The organism is Methylobacterium iners (assembly GCF_022179305.1).
Lineage (GTDB): Bacteria > Pseudomonadota > Alphaproteobacteria > Rhizobiales > Beijerinckiaceae > Methylobacterium > Methylobacterium iners.
In genome coordinates this window covers 23,185-46,060 of the sequence record NZ_BPQP01000033.1, presented here as the reverse complement: position 1 = coordinate 46,060, position 22,876 = coordinate 23,185, and the positions used below count along the sequence as shown (strand labels likewise).

Below are 22,876 nucleotides of genomic sequence, written 5' to 3'. Positions count from 1 at the left end.
CATCGGGGCGGACTTACATACGCATGGTCGGGTGAGAACCGGGGCCGGCGCGAGTGGCCGGCCCCGGTCATCGGGCTCAGGACTTCGAGAGCGGGTTCTCGCGCAGGTAGCTCGACGCGGCGGCGACGCCGGAGCCGGGCTGCACCTTCACGCCGTTGTCGAGCATCGACATCTCGGCGCCGGCGATGGCGCCGAGTAGCGAGAGCTCGTTCAGGTCGCCGACATGCCCGATGCGGAAGACCTTGCCCGCGACCTGGCTGAGGCCTGCGCCGAGCGCCAAGTTGTAGCGGGTGTAGGCGTGCTTGATGATCGCGGCGGCGTCGACGCCCTCGGGCGCCAGGATCGCGGTGACCGTGTCGGAGTTCCACTTGGGCTCCTTGGCGCAGGTCTTGAGACCCCAGGCCGCCACGGCCTGACGGGTCGCCTCACCGAGCACGTGGTGCCGGTGGTAGACGTTCTCGAGGCCTTCCTCCTTGAGGCAGGCGAGCGCCTCGCGCAGGCCGTAGAGCAGCGGCAGCGAGGGCGTGTAGGGGAAGTAGCCGCCCGGGTTCTGCTTCAGGTGGTCGGCCCAGGCGAAGTAGACGTGACCCAGGCGGTCGTTGCGGCCGGCCGAGCCCTCGGCGGTCTTGAGCGCCTTGGGGCTGACGCAGATCACGCCGAGGCCGGCGGGCAGCATCAGGCCCTTCTGCGAGCCGGCGATGGCGCAATCGACCCGCCAATCGTCCATGTAGAAGGGCAGCGACCCGATCGAGGACACGCCGTCGACGAACAGCAGGGCCGGGTGGCCGGCCGCGTCGATGGCCTTGCGCACGGCGCCGATGTCGCTGGTGACGCCCGTGGCGGTCTCGTTGTGGACGACCATGACGGCCTTGATCTCGTGGCCCTTGTCGGCGCGCAGGGCCTCTTCGATCTTCTCGGGGTGGGCGCCGGTGCCCCATTCCTCGTCCTGCACGATGACGTCGAGGCCCAGCCGCTGGGCCATGTCGATCCAGAGATGGCTGAACTGGCCGTAGCGGGCGGTAAGAACCTTGTCGCCGCGGGCCAGGGTGTTCGTCAGCGCGGACTCCCAGATGCCCGTGCCGGAGGCCGGGAACAGGATGATCGTGCCGTCGGTGGAGCCGAACACCATCTTGGTGTCCGTGAACAGGGGCTTGGTCAGGGCCGGGAAATCGACCGAGCGATGGTCCTCGGAGGGAACCAGCATCGCCCGCTGCACGCGGTCCGGGATGTTCGTCGGACCCGGCACGAACAGGTGATTGCGTCCAGGCCGTCTCGTTGCCGCCATGATGTCTCTCCGGTTTCCTTAACGTGTCGAGCCGAACGCCTGTGCGATGCTCGAAGGGATGAATGTCCGGCAACGATGCCGACGGGCCGACCGCGCACGCTCCTGCCTCGAAGCGACCCGGGCTGCGACCAAGATCATGGGAAAACCAGCGAAGGCAACGGCGATCACGGCATGCGACAGCGCTCGTGCGTCCTGAGCCTGCATCCCTGGGCCGGGTCGCGCGGTTACGCGCGCTCCGATTGCCATAGGCACCGTCCTTCCTGTCTCCGGTGATCGTTCCGGCCGCCTTGCCGGACTCCGGGCATGCGCTTTCGCGCAGTGCCCGGCGGGTCACCTTGGGCCGGACTATGCCGGGGTTCCCGCAGGAAGGAAAACGGAAAAAACTTGTCCGGACGACTCAAAAAATTGTGGGTGCGGCAACCCTCCGACGTTTCGGCGTCTCAGAGCTGGATGACTCTCGCCTTGGATAGCAGGACCAAGCCCTCCCGCACTGCGTCATCAAAGTGATACGGAAATCCGATTTGGCTCGGCGCGAGCTTCGAGAAGCCCGGAGGTGTTCGTGGCCGAAGACGCTGAGACGACGACGCGGGTGCGGACACTCTTCCTGTCCGACATGCATCTCGGCACCAAGGGCTGCCAGGCCGGGCTCCTCCTTGATTTCCTGCGCGACTACGACGCCGACGAGATCTACCTCGTGGGCGACATCGTCGACGGATGGCAGCTCAAGTCCGGCTGGTATTGGCCGCAGGCCCACAACGACGTGGTGCAGAAGCTCCTGCGCAAGGTCCGCAAGGGCTCGACCCTGGTCTACGTGCCGGGCAACCACGACGAGTTCCTGCGCGACTACATTGGCATGACCTTCGGCGGCATCGAGGTCGCCGACCACCGCCTGCACGAGGCGGCCGACGGCAAGCGCTACCTCGTGATCCACGGCGACCAGTTCGACATGGTGGTGCGCCACGCCAAGTGGCTCGCCTTCCTGGGCGACGGCGCCTACACCTTCGCGCTGTTCGTGAACACCTACGTGAACACCGTGCGCCGCCGCCTCGGCCTCGCCTATTGGTCGCTCTCGGCCTGGGCCAAGCTGAAGGTCAAGAACGCCGTCAACTTCATCGGCAAGTTCGAGGAGCTGCTCGCGGCCGAGGCCAAGCGCGTCGGCGCCGACGGGGTCATCTGCGGGCACATCCACCACGCGGCCAACCGCCAGATCGGCGGCCTGACCTACCTGAACACCGGCGACTGGGTGGAGTCCTGCACCGCCATCGTCGAGCATTACGACGGCCGCATGGAGGTCCTGCACTATCCGAGCCTGCTGCGGGCGCGCGCGGTCGATGCGGGAATCGTGGCGGCCGACGCCCCCCTCGAAGGGCGCCGGGCCGTCGCGTGAGGCTTCTCATCGCCACCGACGCCTGGCATCCGCAGGTGAACGGCGTCGTGCGCTCCCTGGAGCACATGGCGGCGGCAGGCCGCCAGCTCGGCTTCGAGACCGTGTTCCTGACGCACCAGGACTTCGCCTCGGTGCCGCTGCCGGGCTATCCGGAAATCCGCCTCTCCTACGCGACGAAGGCCAAGGTCGCGCGGCGCTGGGCGGGCCTCAACCCCACCCACGTCCATATCGCCACGGAGGGGACGGTCGGCTACGCCACCCGCCGCTACTGCCTCGCGCATGGCCGACCCTTCACGACGAGCTACCATACCCGCTTTCCCGAATACCTCGCCGCCCGCGCGCCCGTGCCGGAATCCTGGAGCTACGCCTGGCTGCGCCGGTTCCACGGGGCATCGAGCGGCACCATGGTCTCGACGCCCTCCCTCGAGCGGGATCTCTCCGCCCGCGGCTTCACCAATCTCCTGCGCTGGACGCGCGGGGTCGACACGGAGCTCTTCCGTCCGCAGGCCTCGGACGCGCTCGCCGGGCTGCCGCGGCCGATCTTCCTGTTCGTCGGGCGGCTCGCCGTCGAGAAGAACCTCGGCGCCTTCCTCGATCTCTCGCTGCCCGGGACCAAGGTCGTCGTTGGCGACGGGCCGGACCGGGCGCGTCTCGCCGGGATCGACCCGAACGCCCGCTTCCTCGGCACCCAGACCGGGGCTGAGCTCGCCGCGATCTACGCGGCCGCCGACGTCTTCGTCTTCCCGAGCCTCACGGACACCTTCGGCATCGTGCTCCTCGAGGCCCTGGCCTCGGGCCTGCCGGTCGCGGCCTACCCCGTTACCGGCCCCCTCGACGTCGTCGGCGGGACGGGTGCGGGGGTGCTCGACGCCGACCTGCGCGCCGCGGCGCTCGCCGCCCTCGAGATCCCGCGCGAGCGCTGCCGGGAGGAGGCCCTGCGCTACACCTGGGCCGAGAGCGCCCGCCAGTTCTACCGCAACATCGAAGTCGCCCATGCCAGCGGCCCGCCGCGCCAGCGCCGCGATCCTCGAGTGGCGACGGGCACCGTGGAGCCTGTCCGGCCTGCCTGAGGCGGGGCTGCGGGCCAGACCCGACGCTCTTACGCCCACTCTCCCGATGCTCGTCTCACGGTTGAGCGCGCCGTGTCGACGGCTATCGCGGCGGCCTCGATCGTGCGCAGCTCCGTCGGCCGCTCGACCGCGTGGCGGACGATCTCGGCAGCCAGATCGTCGATCTCGCTGGCGAGCGCCTCGCGTCTTGTCTGATCCACCCCGCTTCGCGCCTCGGACTGGATGTCGAGCAGGCGCTCGGTGGCCACCTCGATGCGCTCGCGCCTGAGCCGGAACACCCGCTGCCGGAGCCAGGCCAGGGCCGAGCCCACGCCGCCGCCGAGGAAGGCGACGAGGTAGATCCAGGTCTCGTAGCGCTCGATGAAGCTCTGCTGCTCGCGCTCGTAATAGTCGATGGCGCCGGGATGGATCGGCAGCCTGGCGCTGGTGGCCGCCGCCGTCGTGTCGTAGCTCGGCGCCAGGACGTAGTTGGCGGCCGGCACCTCGGTGGCCAGGCCGCTGCGCATCTCGAACAGGTGCTGGGTCACGGAGGCCGCCACGCTGCGCGAGAGGGTGGAGCGGGCCATCAGGCGGTAGGACGCGCCGAGCGTCGACAGGTCGCTCTCGGGCGTGCGCGGATCGCCGCCGAAAAGCCCCGCCGCCACCGTGACGGCCTGCAGCCGGGGAAAGCGCTCGATCAGCGCGGGACCGTCGGCGACGCCGAAGAGGTTGATCTTCCCGTCCGGGCCCGCCGCCCCGACGCTGCCGACGATCCGCTGAGCGGCCGGCGTCGTGGGCGTGGTCAGTAGGGCGACGGCGTCGATCTGCTTGTCCGCGAGCGCCTGGGCGAGCTTGTCCTCCTCGACCGGAACGAGGGCGACGCTCTTCTCCCCCGGCGCCTCGGTTGCGGGCTCCGGCAGGAGGCTCAGGCCGTAATGCTCCATGACCGTCTTGATCAGCATCTGATCGGCGCCGCGCCGCGCGATGGTCCCGAGACGCTTGCCGGCGAGGCCGGGAACGGCGTCGATCCCCGAGGCGGAGGGGGCGGCGATGATCAGGGCCTGATCGCGGAGGATCGCCAGGGTCAGGCCATTCTGAGGCAGGAACACGTCGGGTCGCACCACGGCGAGGTCGGCCTTGCCGGCCTGGAGGGCCTCGGCACTCTCGCGCACGCCGTCGAAGGGCAGGATCTTGAGGCGAACGCTCTTGCCGCGCCGCGTCAGCGCCTCCGCGTACGCCTTGATCAGCGCCGGCTCGGTGCCGCCGCTGGGCGCCACCGCGACCGTCAGGGTCGTTGCCTGTGACAGGTAGACGGCGCCCGCCGCCGCCAGCACCAGGAGGATGGTGATGGCGAGAAGAAGGAACTCCCGTCTCCGCGGATGCTTTGACATCGTCACTCACACCCTTTCGCCCAGGCCGGTCGGTGCGCAAACCCCGTCCGCGCCGCGGCTTCGGCCCGTCAACAAGCCAGCGGAGACGACGATGAACGGAGCGGCCTTGGTAGCCGGGGTGAGCGGGATTGTCGGCAACAACTTGGCCCGGCACCTCGTACAGGCCGGATGGTCGGTGGATGGGCTCGCGCGGCGCCCTCCCGCAGACATCGCGGGGGTCCGGCCGGTCGCGGCCGACCTCACGGACCCGGCCGGCCTGGCGAGTGCGGTTGGACAGCTTCGCCCGAGTCACGTCTTCATCACGACCTGGCTGCGCCAGCCGACGGAGGCGGAGAACATCCGCGTCAACGCAGCGATGGTGCGCAACCTGCTCGATGCCCTGCGCCCCGGCGGAAGCGTGACCCATGTCGGTCTCGTGACCGGGCTCAAACACTATCTCGGCCCCTTCGAGGCCTACGGACAGGGCGCCCTGCCGGCGACCCCGTTCCGGGAGGAACAGCCACGGCTCGACGTCGAGAACTTCTACTACGCGCAGGAGGACGAGGTCTTCGCCGCGGCCGAACGGGACGGCTTCGGCTGGAGCGTGCACCGGCCGCACACAATCATCGGCTACGCGCTGGGCAACGCCATGAACATGGGCGTGACCCTGGCGACCTACGCCACCCTCTGCCGGGAGACCGGCCAGCCGTTCCGCTATCCCGGCTCGGCCGCCCAGTGGAACGGCCTGACCGACATGACGGATGCGCGGCTGCTCGCCCGCCACCTCGCCTGGGCCGCCGCCACGCCGGCGGCGCGCAACCAGGCCTTCAACGTCGTGAACGGCGACGTCTTCCGCTGGAGCTGGATGTGGGTCCGCATCGCGGAGTGGTTCGGTCTGGAACCGGTTCCCTTCGACGGGACGGTCCGTCCGTTGGAGGCGCAGATGAAGGGCGATGCACCTCTCTGGGCGGATCTCGCGGCCCGGCACGGCCTCGCCGAGCCAGATCTCGGGCGTCTCGCCTCGGCTTGGCACACGGATGCGGATCTCGGCCGCCCGATCGAGGTCGTGACCGACATGAGCAAGAGTCGCCGGTTCGGCTTCCTCGATTATCAGCCCACCGACGACGCCTTCCTCGACCTGTTCGCGCGGCTGCGAGCCACGCGCATCATCCCGTAGGTCGGCGGACCCCTCTCGGTCGCGTCCCGGACCGACCCGTCGCGTTTCGCCGCCGAGCCTCGCGGGCGGGCGGAAGGGCCCGTGACGGGCTGACGAAGCACGGCATCTTGGCGGCGCTGCTCAAGTCAGGCTTCCGGCGCAAGGCCACTGCGACGCCGTAAAGGACCGCTAGGGGAAAGCCCGGTCGAAAGCCGCCGCTCGCACGACGTCACGCCGCGGGTCGCGCGATGACGAGGAGGCGAAGCTGGCATCCAGACGCGAACTCTACGGCGCGACGGCCTTCTTCGCGCTGTCGGGGCTGGCCATCGTCGCCTTATCGCGGCCACTCGACCTGACGGATTGGATCTGCCTCGCGCTCTGCGCCGGCTTCGTCGGGCTCGGCTGCGCAGCCTTGCGGAAGAGCCCGACGACGCAAGGGCCAGGAAGACCGAGCGTCGTCCGGCGAAGCGGTGGCGAGGTGGCGGCCGTCCTCCCCGTACCGCGCAGCGCCGACGATGATTTCGGCGAGCCGACATCCGAGGAACGGCACGCTCTCGCGACGACGATCGCAGCGCTCGAGAGTGCCGGGGCGCTGACCCCGGGCGAGGTGGATGCCGGGACGATGTGGGACGCCGCGCAGCACTATTTTCCTGGGGAGCCCGTCGGCTTCCTCGAGGCGCTCGCCTCGCTGGCCGCCCTTCACGACCATGGCTTCGAGCCGCGTCGTATCACTTTCATTCCCGTCCACGTGGAATACGACGGCGAGCTTCTTGCCGCGATCACCGCGTCGATCCTGACGTCGCTCGGTCACGAGGTGGGCGAGCCCGACGTCCTCGTCACCCTGCCGCGCGATGATTGGGAGGGGGAGGCCGTCGTCACGTTCCCGATCGAAGATCGCCGCGAGAGCGTGACGTGCCACTATCGCGTGAAATACCCGCCACCTGATCTCTGCACGGCGCTGGCAGCCTTCGCGCGGGCGGACGACCCGAGGGAACTCGTCTGCGCCGATCCCGGATACCAGATGCTGCTGGTGGCGGCGATCCGGCCCGACACACTCACCGAGCTGAACCGACGGTTTCCCGTCGGCTACGCGATGTTCGGTCCACCCTGACCGCGCCCTCGGCGTCCAAGTGTGCGGGCTCATCGAGCCGTACAGTTCGGTCGAACCGTGCGGCACCGTCCCTGCCCTGACCGACCCCTCCGGCCCTATCGTTCGGCGTCGAAGGGACAGCGATGCGGCGCACGACGGATGCCTGGGGCAGCGGCCTCCTCGGCGTGATCATCTTCAGCGGCTCGCTGCCGGCCACGCGCGTCGCGGTCGGCGGCTTCACGCCGGTCTTCCTGACGTCGTCCCGGGCGGTTATCGCCGCCCTGCTCGGGGCAGCGCTGCTGCTGGCGCTCAGGCAGAGACGCCCGGGCCGCGGCGACCTCGGCTCGCTCGCCATCGTGGCGCTGGGCGTCGTGATCGGCTTCCCGCTGCTGACGGCGCTGGCGCTCCAGCATATGACCTCGGCGCACTCGATCGTGTTCATCGGCCTGCTGCCGCTGGCGACCGCGCTCTTCGGCGTCCTGCGCGGCGGGGAGAGGCCGAGGCCGGCCTTCTGGCTGTTCTCCGTCGCCGGCGCCGCGCTGGTCGCGGGCTTCGCGCTCGCGCAGACCGGCAGCGCCTCGCTTGCCGGCGATCTCCTGATGGTGGCGGCGGTCCTGCTCTGCGGCCTGGGCTATGCGGAGGGCGCGACGCTGTCCCGCCGGCTCGGTGGCTGGCAGGTCATCTCCTGGGCCCTGATGCTGGCATTGCCCGTGACGGCGGTCGTCGCGCTGGCGAGCCTGCCGGAGGTGTGGGCCGGGATCACGCTGCCGGCCTGGGCCGGGCTCGCCTATGTCTCGGTGTTCAGCATGCTGGTGGGCTTCGTGTTCTGGTACCGCGGGCTGGCGCTCGGCGGCATCGCCGGCGTCGGCCAGCTCCAGTTGCTCCAGCCCTTCTTCGGACTGTCGCTCGCGGGGCTGCTCCTGGGTGAGCCGATCGCTTGGACGATGGTTTTCGTGACGGCCTTGGTGGTGCTGTGCGTGGCCGGCGCGAAACGGTTCGCGTGACCCTGCTCGGCGCTAGGCGGGACCACCCCATCCCGAACTCCTCCTCGCAAGGGAGGGCACGCGCTGACGAGTTCATCAGAGGGAGGGCCTACCAAGCGTCGGACCCTATGCCGAAGACAGGTCCCAGCGCGGCACGAAGGCGATTTCGTACCATCCGCGCAGCCCGCCGCCATCGTGCTGGTAGCGGAAATCGAGGATCAGGCCGTTCTCCTCGCCCCAGGCATCGTAATCCCTGAAGATGTGGTGGTAGGGGTGCTTCGGGTTGCTGGGGAGCTTCTCCGAAATCACGAAGGGCGGCGCATCGTCCATGGTGACCCGCTTGACCGTCCGGTTGCGGCTGACGGCATAGGTCACGGAGCTCTTGGCCCTCTCGAACAGGGCGGCGAGCTTCGCCTCGTTCTCCGTGTAGGCTTCCGGCGTCAGCGCTTCGCGCGCCCACACCGCCTCCTGGCCGGTCCGCTGGCGCTCCGCATCCTGCTCCCGCAGGCGATGACCCAGGTTCTTCGACATGTCCCGACGCGCTCCACGTTGGAGCCGGTCCCAGTAGCCAGGATCGGATGCATTGGACATCACACCAGCATCGGTTCCGGTTCCGGCCGCGTGACTGGGGACGTGACGTTGTCCACCGTGTTCGCTCGATCGTAACACTTGCGAGGTCTGTCCTCACGTCATCCTTTGGGATGAGGGTGACGCCGTCGTGAGGCGGACCGCATCATCGCCGGGGAACGGCGGATCACCGGCCTTTGCCGCTACGCGAGCGGAGGGTAGAGATCCTGCATGACGGCGATCCTCATCACCGGCGGCGCCCGGGGCATCGGGCGCGCGACCGCCATCCTGGCCGGGGCGCGCGGGTGGTCGGTCGCGATCAACTACGTCGGCAATGAGGCCGCTGCGCAGGAGACGTTGGAAGCGGTGCGCGCGGCTGGCGGGCAGGCCTTGGCCCTGCGCGGGGACGTTTCGGTCGAGCTCGACGTCCTCGCCCTGTTCGATGCCGTGCAGGCCGCCTTCGGCGGGCTCGACGGCGTCGTGGTCAATGCCGGCATCGTCGCCCCGTCCATGCCTCTGGCCGAGATGGAACTGGACCGGCTCAGGCGCATGTTCGAGGTCAACGTGCTCGGCGCCTATCTCTGCGCGCGGCAGGCGGCGCGGGTTCTGTCCCGGGATCGTGGCGGACGGGGCGGGTCGATCGTGCTCGTCTCCTCCGCTGCGGCCCGCCTTGGCTCGCCCTTCGAGTTCGTCGACTACGCCGGCTCGAAGGCGGCGCTGGACACCCTCGCGATCGGCCTGTCGAAGGAGCTCGCCGGCGGGGGCGTGCGGGTCAACGCGGTGCGGCCGGGCCTCATCGAGACCGAGCTTCACGCGAGCGGCGGCGAGCCCAGGCGCGCCCAGAGGCTTGGCGCCGGTACCCCAATGCGGCGCCCGGGTCGGCCGGAGGAGGTGGCCGAGGCCATTGTCTGGCTCCTGAGCGAGGCCGCCTCCTATACCACGGGCGCCATCCTCGATGTCGCCGGCGGGCGCTGAGCCGGCATGGACAGCGCCGTCCTCCGCCGGACCAAGGCGAGGCCGCCGCCGGCCTTCGATCCCGAGGCCGAGTATCCCGCCGTCATCGGCTGCGACGAGGTCGGACGCGGGGCGCTGTGCGGGCCGGTGATGGTCGCGGCCGTGTGGTTCGATCCGGCTCGCTTCCCCGGGGCGCTGCTCGCCCGCCTCGACGACAGCAAGCGCCTCGACCCGGCCGAGCGCGAGGCCCTGACGCCGCTGATCCGGGCCCATGCCCGCCTCGCCCTGGCGGCGGGGTCGCGGGCGCTGGTCGACCGGATCAATGTCCGGGCCGCGACGCTCGACGCGATGCGGCGCGCGGTTCTCAGGCTCGGTCTCGACGCCCCCGTGCTCGTCGACGGCCGCGACGGCGTGCCCGGCCTCGACCAGACCTGCCGCGCCATCGTCGGTGGCGACCGGCTGGTCCCGCAGATCGCCGCGGCCTCGATCGTGGCCAAGACCGTGCGCGATGCCCTGATGCACCGGCTCGCCGCCCGACACCCCGCCTATGGCTGGGAGCGCAATGCCGGCTACGGCACCCGCCTGCACCTCGACGGCCTCGCGCGCCTCGGCCGTTCGCCGCACCACCGGGTGAGCTTCACCGGCCGATACGAGGGCGTTTCAGAACAAGGCGAGCTGTGAGCTCGGGGCGAGGAACTGCGAGTCGTCCAGGGTCACGCGCGTCTCGGTGAAGCCCAGCCGGCGCTTGGCGAGGCGGAACCGCGCCGCGATCAGCTCGGCGTAGCGGCCCGCGCCGGTCATGCGCCGGCCCCACTCGGCATCGTAGGCCTTGCCGCCCCGCGCCTGCCGCACCAGCGAGAGGACGTGGCGCTGCCGCCCGGGATAGTGCTCGCCGAGCCAGTCCGAGACGAGGTCGTCGAGCTCGAGCGGTAGGCGCAGCAGCACGTAGTTCGCCTCGCCCGCGCCGGCCTCGCGGACCCGGGCCAGGAGCGCCTCAATCTCGTGATCGTTCAGCGAGGGGATGATCGGGGCCATGATCGCCATGACCGGGATGCCCGCCGCGCTCAAGGCCCGGATCGCCGCCAGGCGCTTCTCGGGATGGGGCGCCCGCGGCTCCATCCCCCGGGCCAGCACCGGGTCGAGGGTGGTCACCGAGATCGCGACCTTGACGAGGTTGCGCGCCGCCATCTCCGCCAGGATGTCGACGTCGCGCACGACGAGGTTCGACTTCGTGACGATCCCCACCGGATGACGGAAGCGCGACAGGACCTTGAGCACGCCCCGCGTGATCCGGTGCTCGCGCTCGATCGGCTGGTAGGGATCGGTGGCCGTCCCCAGCGCGATCGTGCGCGGCCGGTAGCCCCGCGCCGACAACTCCGCTTCGAGGCATTCGGCGGCGTTGAGCTTAGCGAAGAGCCGCGTCTCGAAATCGAGGCCCGGCGACAGGCCGACATAGGCGTGGTTCGGCCGGGCGAAGCAGTAGACGCAGCCGTGCTCGCAGCCTCGATACGGGTTGATCGATCGGTCGAAGGGGATGTCGGGCGAGCTGTTGCGGGTGAGGATCGTCCGCGCCTGCTCGCGCGCCACCTCCGTCCGCAGACGCGCCGGCGCCTCCTCGCGGTCCCAGCCGTCGTCGAAGGCTTCGGTCTGCGCCCGCTCGTAGCGCGCGCCCGGGTTGGCGGTGGCGCCCCGCCCGCGGCGTTCCTCCGCAGGGCGCGTCGTGCCTGCGAGGCGTCGGTCGGGGCCGTTCCCGGGCGCGAGGCGATCCGGCTGGCGGTCTGGCATCGCGGGAGAATCTCCGTGCGCGCGGGTGGCACGGAGAGAACACATAAGGAACATTCCGGAGCGCGAGTGCTCAAATTTCAGGCTTTCCGCTTTTGAGGCCGTCTGCCGGCCCGACGCGGCGGCACGTCGGGTTTTCAGGGCCGGAAAATGCGGTATGCGCGCGCATGATCTCCGCCTTGATCCACGTGGCGAAACCGGGCGATCCCGCCGCGGTCGATGCCCTCGCCGACACCCTCGCGACCCTCGTCGCCGGCGTCGCGGCCGGCGTCGTGGGCGATGCGGTCATCGTCGCGCCGGCGCAGAGCACCGCGCTGGATACCGTCGCCGAGGCGACGGGCGCCAAGTTCGTCATCCACGGTCGCGGCGCCACGGCCTGGGCAGCGGCGGCCCGGGAGGCGCGGCGGGACTGGGTGCTCTGCCTCGAGGCCGGCGACATCCTCGCCGAGGGTTGGATTCGCGTCCTCGACCGTTTCATCGGAACGGCCCGGCCGGAGGTGGTGCTCGGCCGCCTGCGCCGACCCCATGCCGGCCTGCCGAGCCGGATCGCGGCCCGTGGCGAGACGGTCATCGGCACCCGCTCGCCTCGCGTCGGCGACCTCGTCAGGCGGGAGCGCCTCCTCGCCGGGCCGGTCTTCACGCCCCGCCTGCGGCCCCGCCTTGTCCCGGCGCGGATCGACCGGGCCTGATCAGCCCGAGGCGCCGCGGCGCAGGTGCTCGTCGAGGCGCGGCATGATCTCGACGAAGTTGCAGGGGCGATGGCGGTAATCGAGCTGCGCGGCGAGGATGCCGTCCCAGGCGTCGCGGCAGGCGCCCGGCGAGCCCGGCAGCACGAAGACGTAGGTCGCGTGGATGAGGCCGGCGGTGGCCCGCGATTGCAGGGTCGAGGTCCCGATCTTGTCGAAGGAGATTCGGTGGAACACCGCCGAGAAGCCGTCCATGCGCTTCTCGAAGAGCGGCTCGATCGCCTCCGGCGTCACGTCGCGCCCGGTGAATCCCGTGCCGCCCGTGGTGATCACGACGTCGATCGCGGGATCGCGCGTCCAGGCCTCCACCTGGCCGCGGATGGCCTCGACCTCGTCCGCGACGATGGTGCGGGCGGCGAGCCGATGCCCACCATCGGTGAGGCGCTGGGCCAGGGTGTCGCCGGAGCGATCCTCTTCGAGCGTCCGCGTGTCGGACACCGTCAGCACGGCGATGGCCAGGGGGACGAAGGCGCGGGTCTTGTCGGCGGCAACCATCGGACGATGCCTCGTGGAACGGGAACGCGCCTGGCTTAGAGCAAGCGCCGGCGAAGGGGAATCGGGCGGCGGGGGCGGCGCGTGAAATCGCGGCCGAGCCTGGGACACAAGACCATGACGCCGATCGTACTTGCACCTCAGGTTAATTTATTGAACTTGAAGTATAGAAATGGTCCGTTTGGCAGGAGTCCGCGTGCCATGATGCAGTTTCGGTTGAAATTTAGCGCAGGAGAACCGTTCCAACCGTCTTCTACAATCTCCGGTTTCATCTTCTTCTTGGTGAACGTTGTCTTAACGCCGTTCGCCTCATGCCGTTCGTCTGCAACCTCGGGTGCGCTCCACGCCTTCGCGACGCCTTGGCGGGCATGGCCCTTCTTCTCTCCAGCACCGCGACCTGCCTTTCCTCGGAGAACCCTGTATCGGCGCTGATCTTCGGGAGCCTCGATGCGAGCCCCGCGGTCTTCGCGACGGCCGGAGTGAAGCTCGCCCCGGGCGGCGTCGACCGCGAGGGCTTTGCAATCCTCGCGAGCGGCGGCGCCGGCGCCCGCTCGGAGCGTGGCCCTGTCGCGGCGAACGGCGTGCCGACCACGGCGATGCGGATCACGGGGCTCGGCGCCGCGCTCGTCGGCTACCAGTGGTTTCACGATTGAGGCGTGGTCGCCGCCTATGCGGGCCCCGAAGGCTCCGTCGAGGCGCTCTCCTGCGGCTGCGGCACGCGCGCCCTTCCGGCTCGCTTCGGTCTCCGGCTGCACGGGGAGGTCTGGGCGCGGCCGAGCGAAACGACGCTCCTCAACGCGACGCTGATCCTCGGCTCCGCCCGCGGCGACGTCTGGGGCCGGCTCGCCTACGGCGACCGGATCGAGGGCATCTATCTCGGTCCCGAGATCGCCCTCTACGCCGACGGCACGGGTTACCGGAAGCTCAGCTTCGGGCTTCACGCCACCGACATCGCCTGGGGGGACGTCCGCTTCAGGATCTCGGGCGGGTACCTCATTGAGACGCAGACGGCGCGGGGCAGTCCCTACGTGGCGGTGTCGGCCTGGATGCCCTGGTGAAGGCGGTTTCAACCCACCGGATCGGTCCGGCAGCCCCTTGTCATTCCAGGCCCTGCTTCGCAGTCCCGGAATGACAAGCGTGGGTGGGAGAACGACTTTCTCGAAGAGGTCACGCCAAGAGGTCACCCTCTGACGCGCCATTGCAGCAGCGGCCGACGCTAGGCCGGCACTTCGAGCGCGAGCCGACCCTGCTCCCGTCCGTTCTCCGGCTCAGCGCTCAAGCTATCGAGAAACCGCGAGGCGTCGGCGATGATGCCGGCCCTCCGCTTCGGGTCCATGCCGGCGAGCGTCCGATAGGGCATCGCCATGCGCGGGTTGCCGCTCAGGCGCTCCTCGTTCTCGATCAGGAAGTTCCAGTAGAGATAGTTGAACGGGCAGGCCTTCGGACCGGTCTTCGCCTTCACGTCGTAGCTGCAGCCGGAGCAGTAATCGGACATCCGGTCGATATAGGCGCCCGAGGCCGCGTAGGGCTTCGAGCCCATCACGCCACCATCGGCCCAGAGCACCATGCCGTGGACGTTGGGCAACTCCACCCATTCGTAGGCGTCGGCGTAGACGACGAGGTACCATTCCTCGACCTGGGCCGGATCGATGCCGGCGAGCAGCGCGAAGTTGCCCGTCACCATCAGGCGCTGGATGTGGTGCGCGTAGGCATGGGCCCGCGTGTCGCGCACGCAATGGGCCAGGCAGTTCATCGGGGTCTCGGCGGACCAGTAGAACCAGGGCAGGTCGCGGCCGGCGCCGAGCGCGTTGGTTCGCGCATAGTCCGGCATCCGGGCCCAGTAGAGGCCGCGAACGTATTCGCGCCAGCCCAGGATCTGGCGGATGAAGCCCTCGACGCAGTGGAGGGGCGCCGTGCCTTCCTTGTAGGCCCGCTCGGCGGCGGCGCAGACCTCCTCGGCCGTCAGCAGGCCGGCATTCAGCGCCGGCGCGATGAGCGCGTGGTAGAGGAAGGGCTCTCCCTCCTTCATCGCGTCCTGGTAATCGCCGAAGGACGGAAGGCAATCCTGAAGGAAATGGCCGAGCGCGGTCAGCGCGTTCGCCCTCGTGACCGGCCAGGCGAAGCCGTCGAGATCGCCGAAATGGTCCGCGAAGCGCGCGGCCACCAGTGCCAGCACCTCCCGCGTGACCGCGTCCGGCGCGAAGCCGCGCCGCTCGGGCGGGCGATGGCCCTTGGGCAGGCGCTTGCGGTTGTCGTGATCGAAGTTCCAGCGGCCGCCGATCGGCTCCGAGCCTTCCATCAGGAGCCCGGTGCGCCGGCGCATGCCGCGGTAGAAGGTCTCCATGCGCAGGGCATGGCGCCCCTCGGCCCAGCGGACGAAGTCGCCGCGGGGGCAGAGGAAGCGGTTGTCCTCGCGGATCTCGACCGGCACGGGGAGCTCCTCGCGCCAGGCCTGCATCATCTCCCAGACCCGCCACTCGCCGGGCTCCGTCACGACGACCCGGGCGGGGCGGTGGCGGGCGACCGCCCGCTCGAGCTCCCCGGTGAAGGAGCCGGTATTGCCCGCCGCGTCGAGGCGCACGTAGTCGACCGCGATCCCCTCCGTCTCGAGCTCGGCCGCGAAGTGGCGCATCGCCGAGAACAGGAAGGCGATCTTCTGCTTGTGGTGGCGGACGTAGGTCGCCTCGGCCTGGACCTCGACGATGAGGACGACGTCGCGCTCCGGGTCGAGATCGACCAGCGACGAGACCCGCCGCGTGAGCTGGTCGCCGAGGACGAAGCGCAAGGCGCGTGGCGCGGTCATCCCTTGGTGCGCAGCATCGAGCGGCCGCCGTCGACGCCGATCACCTGCCCGGTGATCCAGCCGGCCTCCTCCGAGACCAGGAAGGCGGCGAGCCCAGCGATGTCCTCCGGCGTGCCGAGGCGCTGGAGCGCGTGCATGGCGGCGATCCCCGAGCTCAGCCCCTCGTTGGCGGTAATCGCAGCTGCGAGCGGCGTCCGCGTCAGCGAGGGCGCCACGACGTTGATCCGGACCTGCGGCGCGAGCTCGGCCGCCAGCGACACGGCGAGGCCTTCGACCGCCCCCTTGGCCATGGCGATGGAGGCGTGAGCGGGAAACCCCTGCGCGGCCGCCACCGTCGAGAACAGCACGATTCCGGCCCCCGCCTCGCCCGCGCCCGCCCTCAGGGCCCTCGCGCTCGCCTGGATGGCGAGGAAGGCGCCGAGCGCGTTGATCCGGAAGTCCGAGGTCAGGTCGTCGGCCGTCAGCTTGCCGAGCGGCCGCAGGTTGATGGTCCCGACCGCGTAGACGAGCCCAGCCAGGGAATCGCCCGCGGCCTCGGCCACCTCGGCGAAGAACCCGGGATCCGTCACGTCGCCGGCGCTCGTGGTGGTCTCGCCGAGCGAGGCGGCAGCCTCTTGGAGCTTGGCCCCATCGCGGGCCGCCAGGTGCAAGGCGAAGCCCCGGTTCCGCAGGGCGCGGGCCGTCGCGAGGCCGATGCCGCCGGTCCCGCCATAGATCACCACCCGCTTCATGGACGCTCCCATTACCCGCTCGCATCGGGCCTCGGATCGGATAGGTAAGGCAGGCGGAGCCACCGTGGAGCGGTCACGGCGGGGACATCCACGTCCCTGGCGTCGCACGCGACCATCCGCCCGAAGAGGCCAGCGTCATGAAGTTCGCCTTCGCCGGCATCGATTTCCTCGGCGGCGTGTTCGACGCCCTGGTCGAGGCGGGCTGGACGCCGATCAAGCTGTTCACGCGGCCCTGCGACGGCATCTACGACTTCAACGAGGCGGTGGTCGGCCAGGCCCGCCGGCACCGCGTGCCGATCCAGCTCTCCCGGATGAAGCCGGCTGACATCGACGCCCTGGCGGGCGACCACGGCCGCGACTGGAGCCTCGTCGTCGCCGGCTATCCCTGGCTCGTGACGGGCTGGCGCGGGCGGGCCGCGCACGCCCTCAACATCCATCCCTCGCCCCTGCCGATCGGGCGCGGCCCCTATCCCCTATTCCAGGCGATCGCCGACGGGCACGAGAGCTGGGGGGTGAGCGCCCATGTCCTCGCGGAGGGGTTCGACACGGGCGACGTCCTGGCTCGCGACCTCTTCCCGATCACCGGACACGAGACGCACGAGACCCTGCTCGCCAAGTGCCAGATGGCGGCCCGCCGGCTCGCCTCCGGCCCGATCGCGCGCGAACTGCCCGCCCGCTGGGGCAGGGCCGAGCCGCAGGGGGAGGGGTCCTATTGGCGCCGCGTCAGCGACGCCGACCGCACCCTGGATTTCCGCACCGGCGTCGAGGCCGTGCTGCGCCGGGTGCGCGCCTTCGGGGCGGTCGAGACCATCGCCAAGCTGGGGGACAGCCGGGTCTACGTCGCGGAAGCCGGCGGCTGGACCGAGGTACACCGCCACGCGCCCGGCACGGTGGTCCACCGCTACCGCCGCAACCTCCTGGTCGCGGCCCGGGACGGCTACGTGCAGATCACCCGCTGGAGCCCGGTCGCGCTGGCGGAGGCGGGGCATCTCGGGCGGTAGAAAGCGCGACCGTCACACGGTCAAGCCACGCAGGCTCCGACCGTAGAGCACGGCGACGATCAGGATGCCGTCGGCGTCCTGTTCATAGAGTACCACGTGGCTTCCGTGTTCGTGGCGACGAAGCGCCGGGGCGATCGCATGAGCGGAGCGCCCGAGGAGAGGATTCTCGGCGAGCATCCGGAAGCACTCCTCGAAGCCGGCTTGGTAGCGCTGCGCCTGCACATCGCCGAACTGCTCGAGACCGAAGAGAAAGATGTCGAGCAGATCGTTCTCCGCCCGACGTGTCAGTCGATACCTAGCCACGTGGAACGCCACGCGAGCGGATGATCGCCTTGGCCCGATCGAAGATGGCTCCGACCGACTCGTCGCTTTCGCCGCTCGCCCGGGCATCGGCAACGAGCTGCCTCAGCTCATCGAGGGTCATCGCTTGGTCGCGGCGCTCACGATCGCGTCGGATCAGGTCGCGAACGTAGTCGCTGGAGCTCGCATAGGCGCCGGTCTCGATCTGCTGCTCGACCCAATCCTTCATCGGGCCAGGAAGGGACACCGTCATCGTCGCCATGTCGTACCTCGCTTCCTGAGCGTCGACACGATAAGCGAATTTCACAAATTTTCCTATGCCGAAGCTGTGCGGACGAAAGGGCGCTGATGGCACGGATGCGCAAGAAGGGCGATCTGCCGACAAAGCTCTGCGCGCAGTGCGGGAAGCCCTTTGCCTGGCGCAAGAAGTGGGAGCGCGTCTGGGAGGAGGTCCGCTACTGCTCGGATCGATGCCGGGCCGAGGCGAAGCGCGGCGGCGAGCCTCGCGAGAACGGTTGAGCGACGACGTCAGGGTTTCGGAGCGAGCGCCGCCAGGGCTTCGAGCGTATCGACGTCCCGGGCCACCGCCTCGTCCATCTCCAGCTCGCGGATGTCGTCGCGACCCGCGAGCAGCGGCCCGGCACCGCGATCGCCCGACAGGAATGCCAGGGCCGGAGCGAGCGTCGCCCGGTTCAGGAGGACAGGGTTGCCGCGCCGCCCGCCTGCCACTGGAACGACGGCGGCGTGGTGCGGCTCGGCCCGGAACGCGTCCGCCAGCCGGTCGAGGTGGTCGGCCCGGATCAGCGGCATGTCGCCGAGCAGCACGACGGCGCCGGCGCAGCGCTCAGGCAGATGGCCGAGGCCGAGGCGCAGGGAGGTGGAGAGACCCTCCGCGTAGGCGGAATTCTCGACGAAGCCGAGGTCGAGGCCGGCGAGCGCGCCGCGAACCGCTCCGCCATGGGCGCCGAGCACCACGACGATGGGGCGCAGGCGCGAGGCGAGCGCCGCCTCCGCGGCGTGGCGCACCAGGGGCTTGCCGTCGAGCCGGACCAGCAGCTTCGGCTCGGGACCGAAGCGCGTGCCGCGTCCGGCCGCGAGCAGGACGATGCCGATATCAGGCATCCTCGTCCGCCGGGTCTCCGCCGGAGCGCGGCTGCGGCCGGGAGACGATCTCCATGAGGAGCCCCCCGACGCCGAGCGCCGTGACGTCGGATCGCGTCACGGCGAGGCCGGCGAGCAGGCGGTGGAGCACCCAATCGAACCCGTTCTCCTTGGGCGAACGGGCGCAGCCCGGCGCGCCGATCACGGGCACGTCGCCGAGCCGGCCTAGGAGGAGGAGGTTGCCCGGGTCCACCGGCATGCCGAGATGGTCGACCTGCCCGCCGGCCGCCTCGATGCCCATCGGGATCACGTCGCGCCGGTCGGCGATGGCCGAGGCGCCGAAGATCACGACGAGGTCGCAGGCGGCGCGGGCCTCCTGGAGGGCCTCCGCGACCGACGCCGCGTCATGGGCGGTCCGGAAGTCGGCGGCGATCGCGGCGCCGGTCGGCTCGAGGCGCTGCGCCAGCACCCGCAGCGTCTTGGCGACGGTGGCCTCCTTGAGGCCCGGCAGCATCGTCGAGATCACGCCGACGCGACGTCGGCGATAGGGGGCGATGGAAAGCGCCGGGTCCGGCGCGACGGACGAGGCCCGCGCCAGGCTCTCCCTCGGGACGGCGTAGGGGATGATCTTGACCGTCGCGACCATCTCGCCCGGAACGACCGGCTTGAAGGGCGGGAGCGTGGCCAGCGTGATCGCTTCGTCGACGCCGTTGATCGCATCGACGGCGCCGCGCTCCACCAGGAGCACGCCGGCCACCCCGCTATGGATGTTGCAGCGGCCCGTGAAGGGCGGTGCGCAGCGCAGGTTCGCTCCGGCGATACGCTCGGCGAGATCCGCGGCGGCCTCGTCCTCGCCGACATCGCCGGGCTCCAGCGTCGCGGCGACGAGGGCATGATGGCCGGCTTGGTCGAGGCGCAGGGCGTCCGCCGCTTCGATGCGCTGTCCCTTGCGCAGGGTGACGCCGTCCGTGCGGACGCCATGGGCGGCGATCCGGCCCGCGGCCTCGCGCGTCGCGACGCGGCCGAACTTCACCGCGCCGCGTCCCCGGAACGCCGCCGCGCGACGATCTGGGCCAGGATCGAGACCGCGATCTCGGCCGGGCTCACCGCGCCGATGTCGAGGCCGATGGGCGCGGCGATGCGCCCGATGGCGTCCGCGGAGAGCCCCGCCCCCGACAGGCGCTCCACACGAGCGGCATGGGTCTTCCGGGAGCCCAGGGCGCCGACATAGAAGCACTCCGCCCGCAGGGCCGCGACGAGCCCGGGATCGTCGATCTTCGGATCGTGGGTGAGGGCGACGAGCGCGCAGTAGCGGTCGAGCGGCGGCAGCGGGCCCGAAAAGGCCTCGTCCGGCCACGCGGCGACGAGGTCGATGCCGGGGAAGCGCTCCGGCGTCGCGAAGGCGGTCCGCGGGTCGATCACGCTCACGCCGAGGTCGAGCGCCGCCGCCATCGGGCAAAGGGCCTGGCTGATATGCACCGCCCCGATGACGACGAGGCGCACGGGCGGCACCTGCACGGTGAGGAAGACGGGACGGCCGTCGGCCTCGACGAGGCCGCTCTTGCCCGAGCGGAGCGCGCGCGCCAGGTGCTCGGCCAGGGGATCGCCGACGATCTCCGCCTCGCGCACCACGCGCCGGCCCTCGCCGCCGAGTTCGGTGACGAGGATCGCGGCGCGGCGGGCACTCCGCTCTTCGTTGAGGAGGCGCAGGTCTTCGAGCCGCATCGCTCAGTCGATCCGCTCGACGAGAACCCGGATGCGGCCGCCGCAGGAGAGGCCGACCCGCCAGGCCGTCTCGTCGGCGACGCCGAACTCGACGACGCGGGAACGCCCGTCCGCGATGGCCTCGAGCCCCTCGGTGATCACCGCGCCCTCGACGCAGCCTCCGGAGACAGAGCCGAGGAAATTGCCCTCGCCGTCGACGACGAGGTGACTGCCCACGGGCCGCGGCGCCGAGCCCCAGGTCTCGACAACGGTGGCGAGCGCGACGGGGCGGCCGCCCCGGCGCCAGGCCTCCGCGGCGGTGAGGATGTCGTCGTCGCTCGAGAGCATCGGGACCTCCGCGGCTGCCATGCGCATCATCGGCCGGGACCGCCGATTGCTTATCGCGCAGGTAGGTGCCGGGTCGGGCTGGGCAATGCGGCGGCCCGGCTTTCCGTTGCGCCGTGTGACTTCCCGCACCGGACGGGGAGGGGTATTCAGGGCGGCGTCCCGATCCGATGGAACCCGCATGAGACTGATCCTCGCGGCCGCCCTGGCGCTCGCAGCCTCCGTTGCCGAGGCGCAGGTGAAGATCGGCCTGTCGGCGCCGCTCACGGGGCCGGACGCCGCCTTCGGGCAGGGCATGCGCGCGGCCGCCGAGCAGGCGGTGGCGGACCTTAATCGCGGCGGCGGCGCGAACGGTCAGCGTCTCGTCCTCGTGGTCGCCGACGATGCCGGCGAGGGCAAGCAGAGCGTCGCGGTGGCGAGGAAATTCGCCGCCGAGCGCGTCACCCTCGTCGTCGGGCCGCTGGGCTCGGCGGCCGCGGCGCTGGCCTTTCCGGTCTACGAGGAGGCGGGCATCGTCGCGGTCACGCCCGGCGCGACCTGGGCGCCGCTGACCGGCCGCGGCCTCTGGAACGTGTTCCGCACCTGCGGCAGCGACGCCGAGCAGGGGACGATCGCGGGACGCCACCTGGCGGACCGCTACCGCGACCGCCGGATCGCACTGGTTCACGACAAGTCTGCCTTCGGGCGCGGCCTCGCCGACGGGGTGGCGCGCGTCCTGAAGGCCGCCGGTACCCCCGAGATCGCCTTCGAGCCCCTCGATCGCGGCGAGCGGGACTACGCGGCGCTTGCCGCCAAGCTGCGGCAGGCCCGGATCGAAATCGTCTATTTCGGCGGCTTCGCTCCGGAGGCCGGCCTGCTCGTCCGCGCGATGCGGGAGGCGGGCCTCGACGCGCCGCTCGTCGGCAGCGACGGCCTCCTCGACAAGGAATTCCCCCGCATCGCGGGATCGGGCGCCGAGGGCACCGCCATGACCCTGGCGCCCGAGCCGCGGCGCCTACCAGAGCCGAAGGGTGCACCCGCCAGGGCGCCGCGCCCGCCGGAGGCGGAGGCCTTCGCCGCGCAGACCTACGCCGCCGTGGAGGTGCTGGCCCGAGGCGTCGCCGGAGCCCGGTCGGCGGAGGGCCGCAAGGTCGCCGCCTTCCTCCGCGGCGGCGCGCCGGTCGCCACCGCGATCGGCGAGGTCGCCTACGACGCGAACGGCGACATGCTTCGGTCGGGCTATGCCCTCCATGTCTGGAAGCGGACCCCCGACGGCCGGATCGATTATGCCGGCAACCTCCTCCCGCCCTGACGCCGATCCGTCGGGCTCGCGGAAGGGCGAAGCGGCGACCGTCACGCATCAGGCGGCAGGACCCGCGAATATCAGCGCAAGCCTTCCTGGAACATCGGGCGACTCCGACACTCGCCGAATCCTGGCGGATCGATCGTCTCGCCCCCTGTCGTAGTCGAAGAGTCTGGATGAAAGGCGGGAAAAGCTTGCGCCGATACGTGGCGAACATTATGTCCACGGCACGCTCGCCGGCGATGCGCATCCGATCGGATCGGACCCGCACCCCCTCAGCGTTTTGCGACAACGGGCCGATTGCGGTGTCCCGGAACGCCTCGTTCAGGCGGTCCGGCTGGAGATGGTGAATGGCGAAAGAAGAGTTGATGCAGTTCGACGGTCTCGTGATCGAGATCCTGCCCGATGCGCGCTACCGCGTGCAGCTGGATCAGGGCCACGAGATCGTGGCCTACACGGCCGGCAAGATGAAGAAGAACCGCATCAAGACCTTGGCCGGCGACCGCGTCACCGTCGAGATGTCGCCCTACGACCTGGAGAAGGGCCGCCTCGTGTTCCGCCACAAGGACGAGCGCTCCGCCGGTCCCCGCCCGCCGATCCGCGGCCAGTTCCGCCGGCGCTGAGCGCGGCGTTTATTTTCGTCCGCTCACCTTTGTCATTCCGGGGCGCCGAAGGCGAGCCCGGAACCCAGAGTCGCCGACAGCGCTTAAGCTTGCCGCGCCAGCGGCTCTGGGTTCCGGGCTCTGCT

Annotated in this window: 27 protein-coding genes; 14 read left to right on the top strand and 13 right to left on the bottom strand. The window is 70.6% G+C overall.

The window, feature by feature from the left end; translation table 11 throughout:
- Positions 1-76: 76 nt before the first annotated feature.
- Positions 77-1,285, bottom strand: coding sequence for an aminotransferase class V-fold PLP-dependent enzyme (locus MFF55_RS11595; RefSeq protein ID WP_238244247.1), 1,209 nt, complete (start codon positions 1,283-1,285; stop codon positions 77-79).
- A gap of 613 nt (positions 1,286-1,898) precedes the next feature.
- Here MFF55_RS11595 and MFF55_RS11590 point away from each other — a divergent pair.
- Positions 1,899-2,672 carry a UDP-2,3-diacylglucosamine diphosphatase gene (locus tag MFF55_RS11590; protein WP_373874794.1) on the top strand — a complete coding sequence of 258 codons (774 nt, stop codon included), beginning with the start codon at positions 1,899-1,901 and terminating at the stop codon, positions 2,670-2,672.
- Complete coding sequence (locus MFF55_RS11585; protein WP_238244245.1) at positions 2,669-3,742, top strand: glycosyltransferase family 4 protein; 1,074 nt, start codon at positions 2,669-2,671, stop codon at positions 3,740-3,742. The genes MFF55_RS11590 and MFF55_RS11585 overlap by 4 nt, the downstream gene beginning before the upstream one ends.
- A gap of 29 nt (positions 3,743-3,771) precedes the next feature.
- Here MFF55_RS11585 and MFF55_RS11580 read toward each other — a convergent pair whose 3' ends face one another.
- On the bottom strand, positions 3,772-5,112 hold the full coding sequence (locus MFF55_RS11580; protein WP_238244244.1) for a TAXI family TRAP transporter solute-binding subunit: 1,341 nt from the start codon (positions 5,110-5,112) through the stop codon (positions 3,772-3,774).
- Positions 5,113-5,203: 91 nt separating this feature from the next.
- Between MFF55_RS11580 and MFF55_RS11575 the strand changes: the two genes are divergently transcribed.
- The 3 genes from MFF55_RS11575 (at position 5,204) to MFF55_RS11565 (ending at position 8,341) form a co-directional block, all read left to right on the top strand.
- Complete coding sequence (locus MFF55_RS11575) at positions 5,204-6,268, top strand: SDR family oxidoreductase (protein ID WP_238244243.1); 1,065 nt, start codon at positions 5,204-5,206, stop codon at positions 6,266-6,268.
- Between the two features lie 457 nt (positions 6,269-6,725).
- Complete coding sequence (locus MFF55_RS11570) at positions 6,726-7,358, top strand: hypothetical protein (RefSeq protein WP_238244242.1); 633 nt, start codon at positions 6,726-6,728, stop codon at positions 7,356-7,358.
- A 122-nt stretch (positions 7,359-7,480) separates the two neighbouring features.
- Entirely contained in the window at positions 7,481-8,341 is an 861-nt protein-coding gene (locus MFF55_RS11565) for a DMT family transporter (RefSeq protein WP_238244241.1), read from the top strand.
- Positions 8,342-8,446: 105 nt separating this feature from the next.
- Here MFF55_RS11565 and MFF55_RS11560 read toward each other — a convergent pair whose 3' ends face one another.
- Complete coding sequence (locus MFF55_RS11560; RefSeq protein ID WP_238244240.1) at positions 8,447-8,851, bottom strand: hypothetical protein; 405 nt, start codon at positions 8,849-8,851, stop codon at positions 8,447-8,449.
- Positions 8,852-9,118: 267 nt separating this feature from the next.
- Here MFF55_RS11560 and MFF55_RS11555 point away from each other — a divergent pair, with 267 nt between their 5' ends.
- On the top strand, positions 9,119-9,862 hold the full coding sequence (locus tag MFF55_RS11555; RefSeq protein WP_238244239.1) for an SDR family oxidoreductase: 744 nt from the start codon (positions 9,119-9,121) through the stop codon (positions 9,860-9,862).
- Positions 9,863-9,868: 6 nt separating this feature from the next.
- Complete coding sequence (gene rnhB, locus MFF55_RS11550) at positions 9,869-10,522, top strand: ribonuclease HII (RefSeq protein ID WP_238244238.1); 654 nt, start codon at positions 9,869-9,871, stop codon at positions 10,520-10,522.
- Here rnhB and MFF55_RS11545 read toward each other — a convergent pair.
- The gene (locus MFF55_RS11545) at positions 10,502-11,626 is read right to left on the bottom strand and encodes a PA0069 family radical SAM protein (RefSeq protein WP_238244237.1); all 1,125 of its coding nucleotides are present in this window, start codon (positions 11,624-11,626) and stop codon (positions 10,502-10,504) included. The two genes, rnhB and MFF55_RS11545, sit on opposite strands and share 21 nt — an antisense overlap.
- Positions 11,627-11,790: 164 nt before the next feature.
- On the opposite strand from MFF55_RS11545, the gene MFF55_RS11540 reads away from it, so the two are divergent.
- Positions 11,791-12,312, top strand: a complete 522-nt coding sequence (locus MFF55_RS11540) for a hypothetical protein (RefSeq protein ID WP_238244236.1) — start codon at positions 11,791-11,793, stop codon at positions 12,310-12,312.
- Here MFF55_RS11540 and moaB read toward each other — a convergent pair whose 3' ends face one another.
- On the bottom strand, positions 12,313-12,864 hold the full coding sequence (gene moaB / locus MFF55_RS11535) for a molybdenum cofactor biosynthesis protein B (protein WP_238244235.1): 552 nt from the start codon (positions 12,862-12,864) through the stop codon (positions 12,313-12,315).
- Between the two features lie 365 nt (positions 12,865-13,229).
- On the opposite strand from moaB, the gene MFF55_RS27140 reads away from it, so the two are divergent.
- The gene (locus tag MFF55_RS27140; protein WP_238244234.1) at positions 13,230-13,514 is read left to right on the top strand and encodes a cellulose biosynthesis protein BcsS; all 285 of its coding nucleotides are present in this window, start codon (positions 13,230-13,232) and stop codon (positions 13,512-13,514) included.
- 3 nt (positions 13,515-13,517) lie between these two features.
- On the top strand, positions 13,518-13,919 hold the full coding sequence (gene bcsS, locus MFF55_RS27135; protein ID WP_238244233.1) for a cellulose biosynthesis protein BcsS: 402 nt from the start codon (positions 13,518-13,520) through the stop codon (positions 13,917-13,919).
- Positions 13,920-14,077: 158 nt separating this feature from the next.
- Here bcsS and MFF55_RS11520 read toward each other — a convergent pair whose 3' ends face one another.
- Together MFF55_RS11520 and MFF55_RS11515 are read right to left on the bottom strand one after the other, a co-directional pair.
- On the bottom strand, positions 14,078-15,664 hold the full coding sequence (locus MFF55_RS11520; RefSeq protein ID WP_238244232.1) for a cryptochrome/photolyase family protein: 1,587 nt from the start codon (positions 15,662-15,664) through the stop codon (positions 14,078-14,080).
- Positions 15,661-16,395 carry an SDR family NAD(P)-dependent oxidoreductase gene (locus MFF55_RS11515; RefSeq protein ID WP_238244231.1) on the bottom strand — a complete coding sequence of 245 codons (735 nt, stop codon included), beginning with the start codon at positions 16,393-16,395 and terminating at the stop codon, positions 15,661-15,663. The genes MFF55_RS11520 and MFF55_RS11515 overlap by 4 nt, the downstream gene beginning before the upstream one ends.
- Before the next feature lie 137 nt (positions 16,396-16,532).
- On the opposite strand from MFF55_RS11515, the gene MFF55_RS11510 reads away from it, so the two are divergent.
- Positions 16,533-17,396 (top strand): formyltransferase family protein, encoded by an 864-nt coding sequence (locus tag MFF55_RS11510; RefSeq protein ID WP_238244230.1) that lies wholly within the window; start codon positions 16,533-16,535, stop codon positions 17,394-17,396.
- A gap of 12 nt (positions 17,397-17,408) precedes the next feature.
- Here MFF55_RS11510 and MFF55_RS11505 read toward each other — a convergent pair whose 3' ends face one another.
- The gene (locus MFF55_RS11505) at positions 17,409-17,711 is read right to left on the bottom strand and encodes a type II toxin-antitoxin system RelE/ParE family toxin (protein ID WP_238244229.1); all 303 of its coding nucleotides are present in this window, start codon (positions 17,709-17,711) and stop codon (positions 17,409-17,411) included.
- Positions 17,692-17,958: a type II toxin-antitoxin system ParD family antitoxin gene (locus MFF55_RS11500; RefSeq protein WP_238244228.1), complete on the bottom strand. Its 267-nt coding sequence runs from the start codon at positions 17,956-17,958 to the stop codon at positions 17,692-17,694. The genes MFF55_RS11505 and MFF55_RS11500 overlap by 20 nt, the downstream gene beginning before the upstream one ends.
- Positions 17,959-18,044: 86 nt before the next feature.
- Here MFF55_RS11500 and MFF55_RS11495 point away from each other — a divergent pair, with 86 nt between their 5' ends.
- The gene (locus MFF55_RS11495; RefSeq protein WP_238244227.1) at positions 18,045-18,215 is read left to right on the top strand and encodes a DUF2256 domain-containing protein; all 171 of its coding nucleotides are present in this window, start codon (positions 18,045-18,047) and stop codon (positions 18,213-18,215) included.
- Between the two features lie 9 nt (positions 18,216-18,224).
- Here the strand turns inward: MFF55_RS11495 and MFF55_RS11490 are convergent, their stop codons facing one another.
- The 4 genes from MFF55_RS11490 to MFF55_RS11475 are packed head-to-tail and all read right to left on the bottom strand — an operon-like array spanning position 18,225 to position 20,849.
- Positions 18,225-18,818, bottom strand: a complete 594-nt coding sequence (locus MFF55_RS11490) for a nucleotidyltransferase family protein (protein ID WP_238244226.1) — start codon at positions 18,816-18,818, stop codon at positions 18,225-18,227.
- Positions 18,811-19,830: a molybdopterin-binding protein gene (locus MFF55_RS11485; protein WP_238244225.1), complete on the bottom strand. Its 1,020-nt coding sequence runs from the start codon at positions 19,828-19,830 to the stop codon at positions 18,811-18,813. Before MFF55_RS11485 ends, MFF55_RS11490 begins: the two co-directional genes overlap by 8 nt.
- The gene (locus MFF55_RS11480) at positions 19,827-20,522 is read right to left on the bottom strand and encodes an XdhC family protein (protein ID WP_238244224.1); all 696 of its coding nucleotides are present in this window, start codon (positions 20,520-20,522) and stop codon (positions 19,827-19,829) included. The genes MFF55_RS11485 and MFF55_RS11480 overlap by 4 nt, the downstream gene beginning before the upstream one ends.
- Positions 20,523-20,525: 3 nt before the next feature.
- A complete protein-coding gene (locus MFF55_RS11475; RefSeq protein ID WP_238244354.1) occupies positions 20,526-20,849 on the bottom strand; it encodes an XdhC family protein in 324 nt (107 codons plus the stop codon).
- Positions 20,850-21,027: 178 nt separating this feature from the next.
- On the opposite strand from MFF55_RS11475, the gene MFF55_RS11470 reads away from it, so the two are divergent.
- Together MFF55_RS11470 and infA are read left to right on the top strand one after the other, a co-directional pair.
- Positions 21,028-22,137 (top strand): branched-chain amino acid ABC transporter substrate-binding protein, encoded by a 1,110-nt coding sequence (locus MFF55_RS11470; protein ID WP_238244223.1) that lies wholly within the window; start codon positions 21,028-21,030, stop codon positions 22,135-22,137.
- A 341-nt stretch (positions 22,138-22,478) separates the two neighbouring features.
- Positions 22,479-22,751, top strand: a complete 273-nt coding sequence (gene infA, locus MFF55_RS11465; RefSeq protein WP_055879197.1) for a translation initiation factor IF-1 — start codon at positions 22,479-22,481, stop codon at positions 22,749-22,751.
- Positions 22,752-22,876: the final 125 nt, after the last annotated feature.

What these genes read in the sequence shown, in the direction of transcription:
- MFF55_RS11595 (WP_238244247.1), bottom strand. Translation starts at nt 1,285, where the DNA reads ATGGCGGCAACGAGACGGCCTGGACGCAATCACCTGTTCGTGCCGGGT.
- MFF55_RS11590 (WP_373874794.1), top strand. Translation starts at nt 1,899, where the DNA reads ATGCATCTCGGCACCAAGGGCTGCCAGGCCGGGCTCCTCCTTGATTTC.
- MFF55_RS11580 (WP_238244244.1), bottom strand. Translation starts at nt 5,112, where the DNA reads ATGTCAAAGCATCCGCGGAGACGGGAGTTCCTTCTTCTCGCCATCACC.
- MFF55_RS11575 (WP_238244243.1), top strand. Translation starts at nt 5,204, where the DNA reads ATGAACGGAGCGGCCTTGGTAGCCGGGGTGAGCGGGATTGTCGGCAAC.
- MFF55_RS11565 (WP_238244241.1), top strand. Translation starts at nt 7,481, where the DNA reads ATGCGGCGCACGACGGATGCCTGGGGCAGCGGCCTCCTCGGCGTGATC.
- MFF55_RS11560 (WP_238244240.1), bottom strand. Translation starts at nt 8,851, where the DNA reads ATGTCGAAGAACCTGGGTCATCGCCTGCGGGAGCAGGATGCGGAGCGC.
- MFF55_RS11555 (WP_238244239.1), top strand. Translation starts at nt 9,119, where the DNA reads ATGACGGCGATCCTCATCACCGGCGGCGCCCGGGGCATCGGGCGCGCG.
- rnhB (WP_238244238.1), top strand. Translation starts at nt 9,869, where the DNA reads ATGGACAGCGCCGTCCTCCGCCGGACCAAGGCGAGGCCGCCGCCGGCC.
- MFF55_RS11545 (WP_238244237.1), bottom strand. Translation starts at nt 11,626, where the DNA reads ATGCCAGACCGCCAGCCGGATCGCCTCGCGCCCGGGAACGGCCCCGAC.
- MFF55_RS11540 (WP_238244236.1), top strand. Translation starts at nt 11,791, where the DNA reads ATGATCTCCGCCTTGATCCACGTGGCGAAACCGGGCGATCCCGCCGCG.
- moaB (WP_238244235.1), bottom strand. Translation starts at nt 12,864, where the DNA reads ATGGTTGCCGCCGACAAGACCCGCGCCTTCGTCCCCCTGGCCATCGCC.
- MFF55_RS27140 (WP_238244234.1), top strand. Translation starts at nt 13,230, where the DNA reads ATGGCCCTTCTTCTCTCCAGCACCGCGACCTGCCTTTCCTCGGAGAAC.
- MFF55_RS11520 (WP_238244232.1), bottom strand. Translation starts at nt 15,664, where the DNA reads ATGACCGCGCCACGCGCCTTGCGCTTCGTCCTCGGCGACCAGCTCACG.
- MFF55_RS11515 (WP_238244231.1), bottom strand. Translation starts at nt 16,395, where the DNA reads ATGAAGCGGGTGGTGATCTATGGCGGGACCGGCGGCATCGGCCTCGCG.
- MFF55_RS11510 (WP_238244230.1), top strand. Translation starts at nt 16,533, where the DNA reads ATGAAGTTCGCCTTCGCCGGCATCGATTTCCTCGGCGGCGTGTTCGAC.
- MFF55_RS11500 (WP_238244228.1), bottom strand. Translation starts at nt 17,958, where the DNA reads ATGGCGACGATGACGGTGTCCCTTCCTGGCCCGATGAAGGATTGGGTC.
- MFF55_RS11495 (WP_238244227.1), top strand. Translation starts at nt 18,045, where the DNA reads ATGGCACGGATGCGCAAGAAGGGCGATCTGCCGACAAAGCTCTGCGCG.
- MFF55_RS11490 (WP_238244226.1), bottom strand. Translation starts at nt 18,818, where the DNA reads ATGCCTGATATCGGCATCGTCCTGCTCGCGGCCGGACGCGGCACGCGC.
- MFF55_RS11480 (WP_238244224.1), bottom strand. Translation starts at nt 20,522, where the DNA reads ATGCGGCTCGAAGACCTGCGCCTCCTCAACGAAGAGCGGAGTGCCCGC.
- MFF55_RS11475 (WP_238244354.1), bottom strand. Translation starts at nt 20,849, where the DNA reads ATGCTCTCGAGCGACGACGACATCCTCACCGCCGCGGAGGCCTGGCGC.
- MFF55_RS11470 (WP_238244223.1), top strand. Translation starts at nt 21,028, where the DNA reads ATGAGACTGATCCTCGCGGCCGCCCTGGCGCTCGCAGCCTCCGTTGCC.
- infA (WP_055879197.1), top strand. Translation starts at nt 22,479, where the DNA reads ATGGCGAAAGAAGAGTTGATGCAGTTCGACGGTCTCGTGATCGAGATC.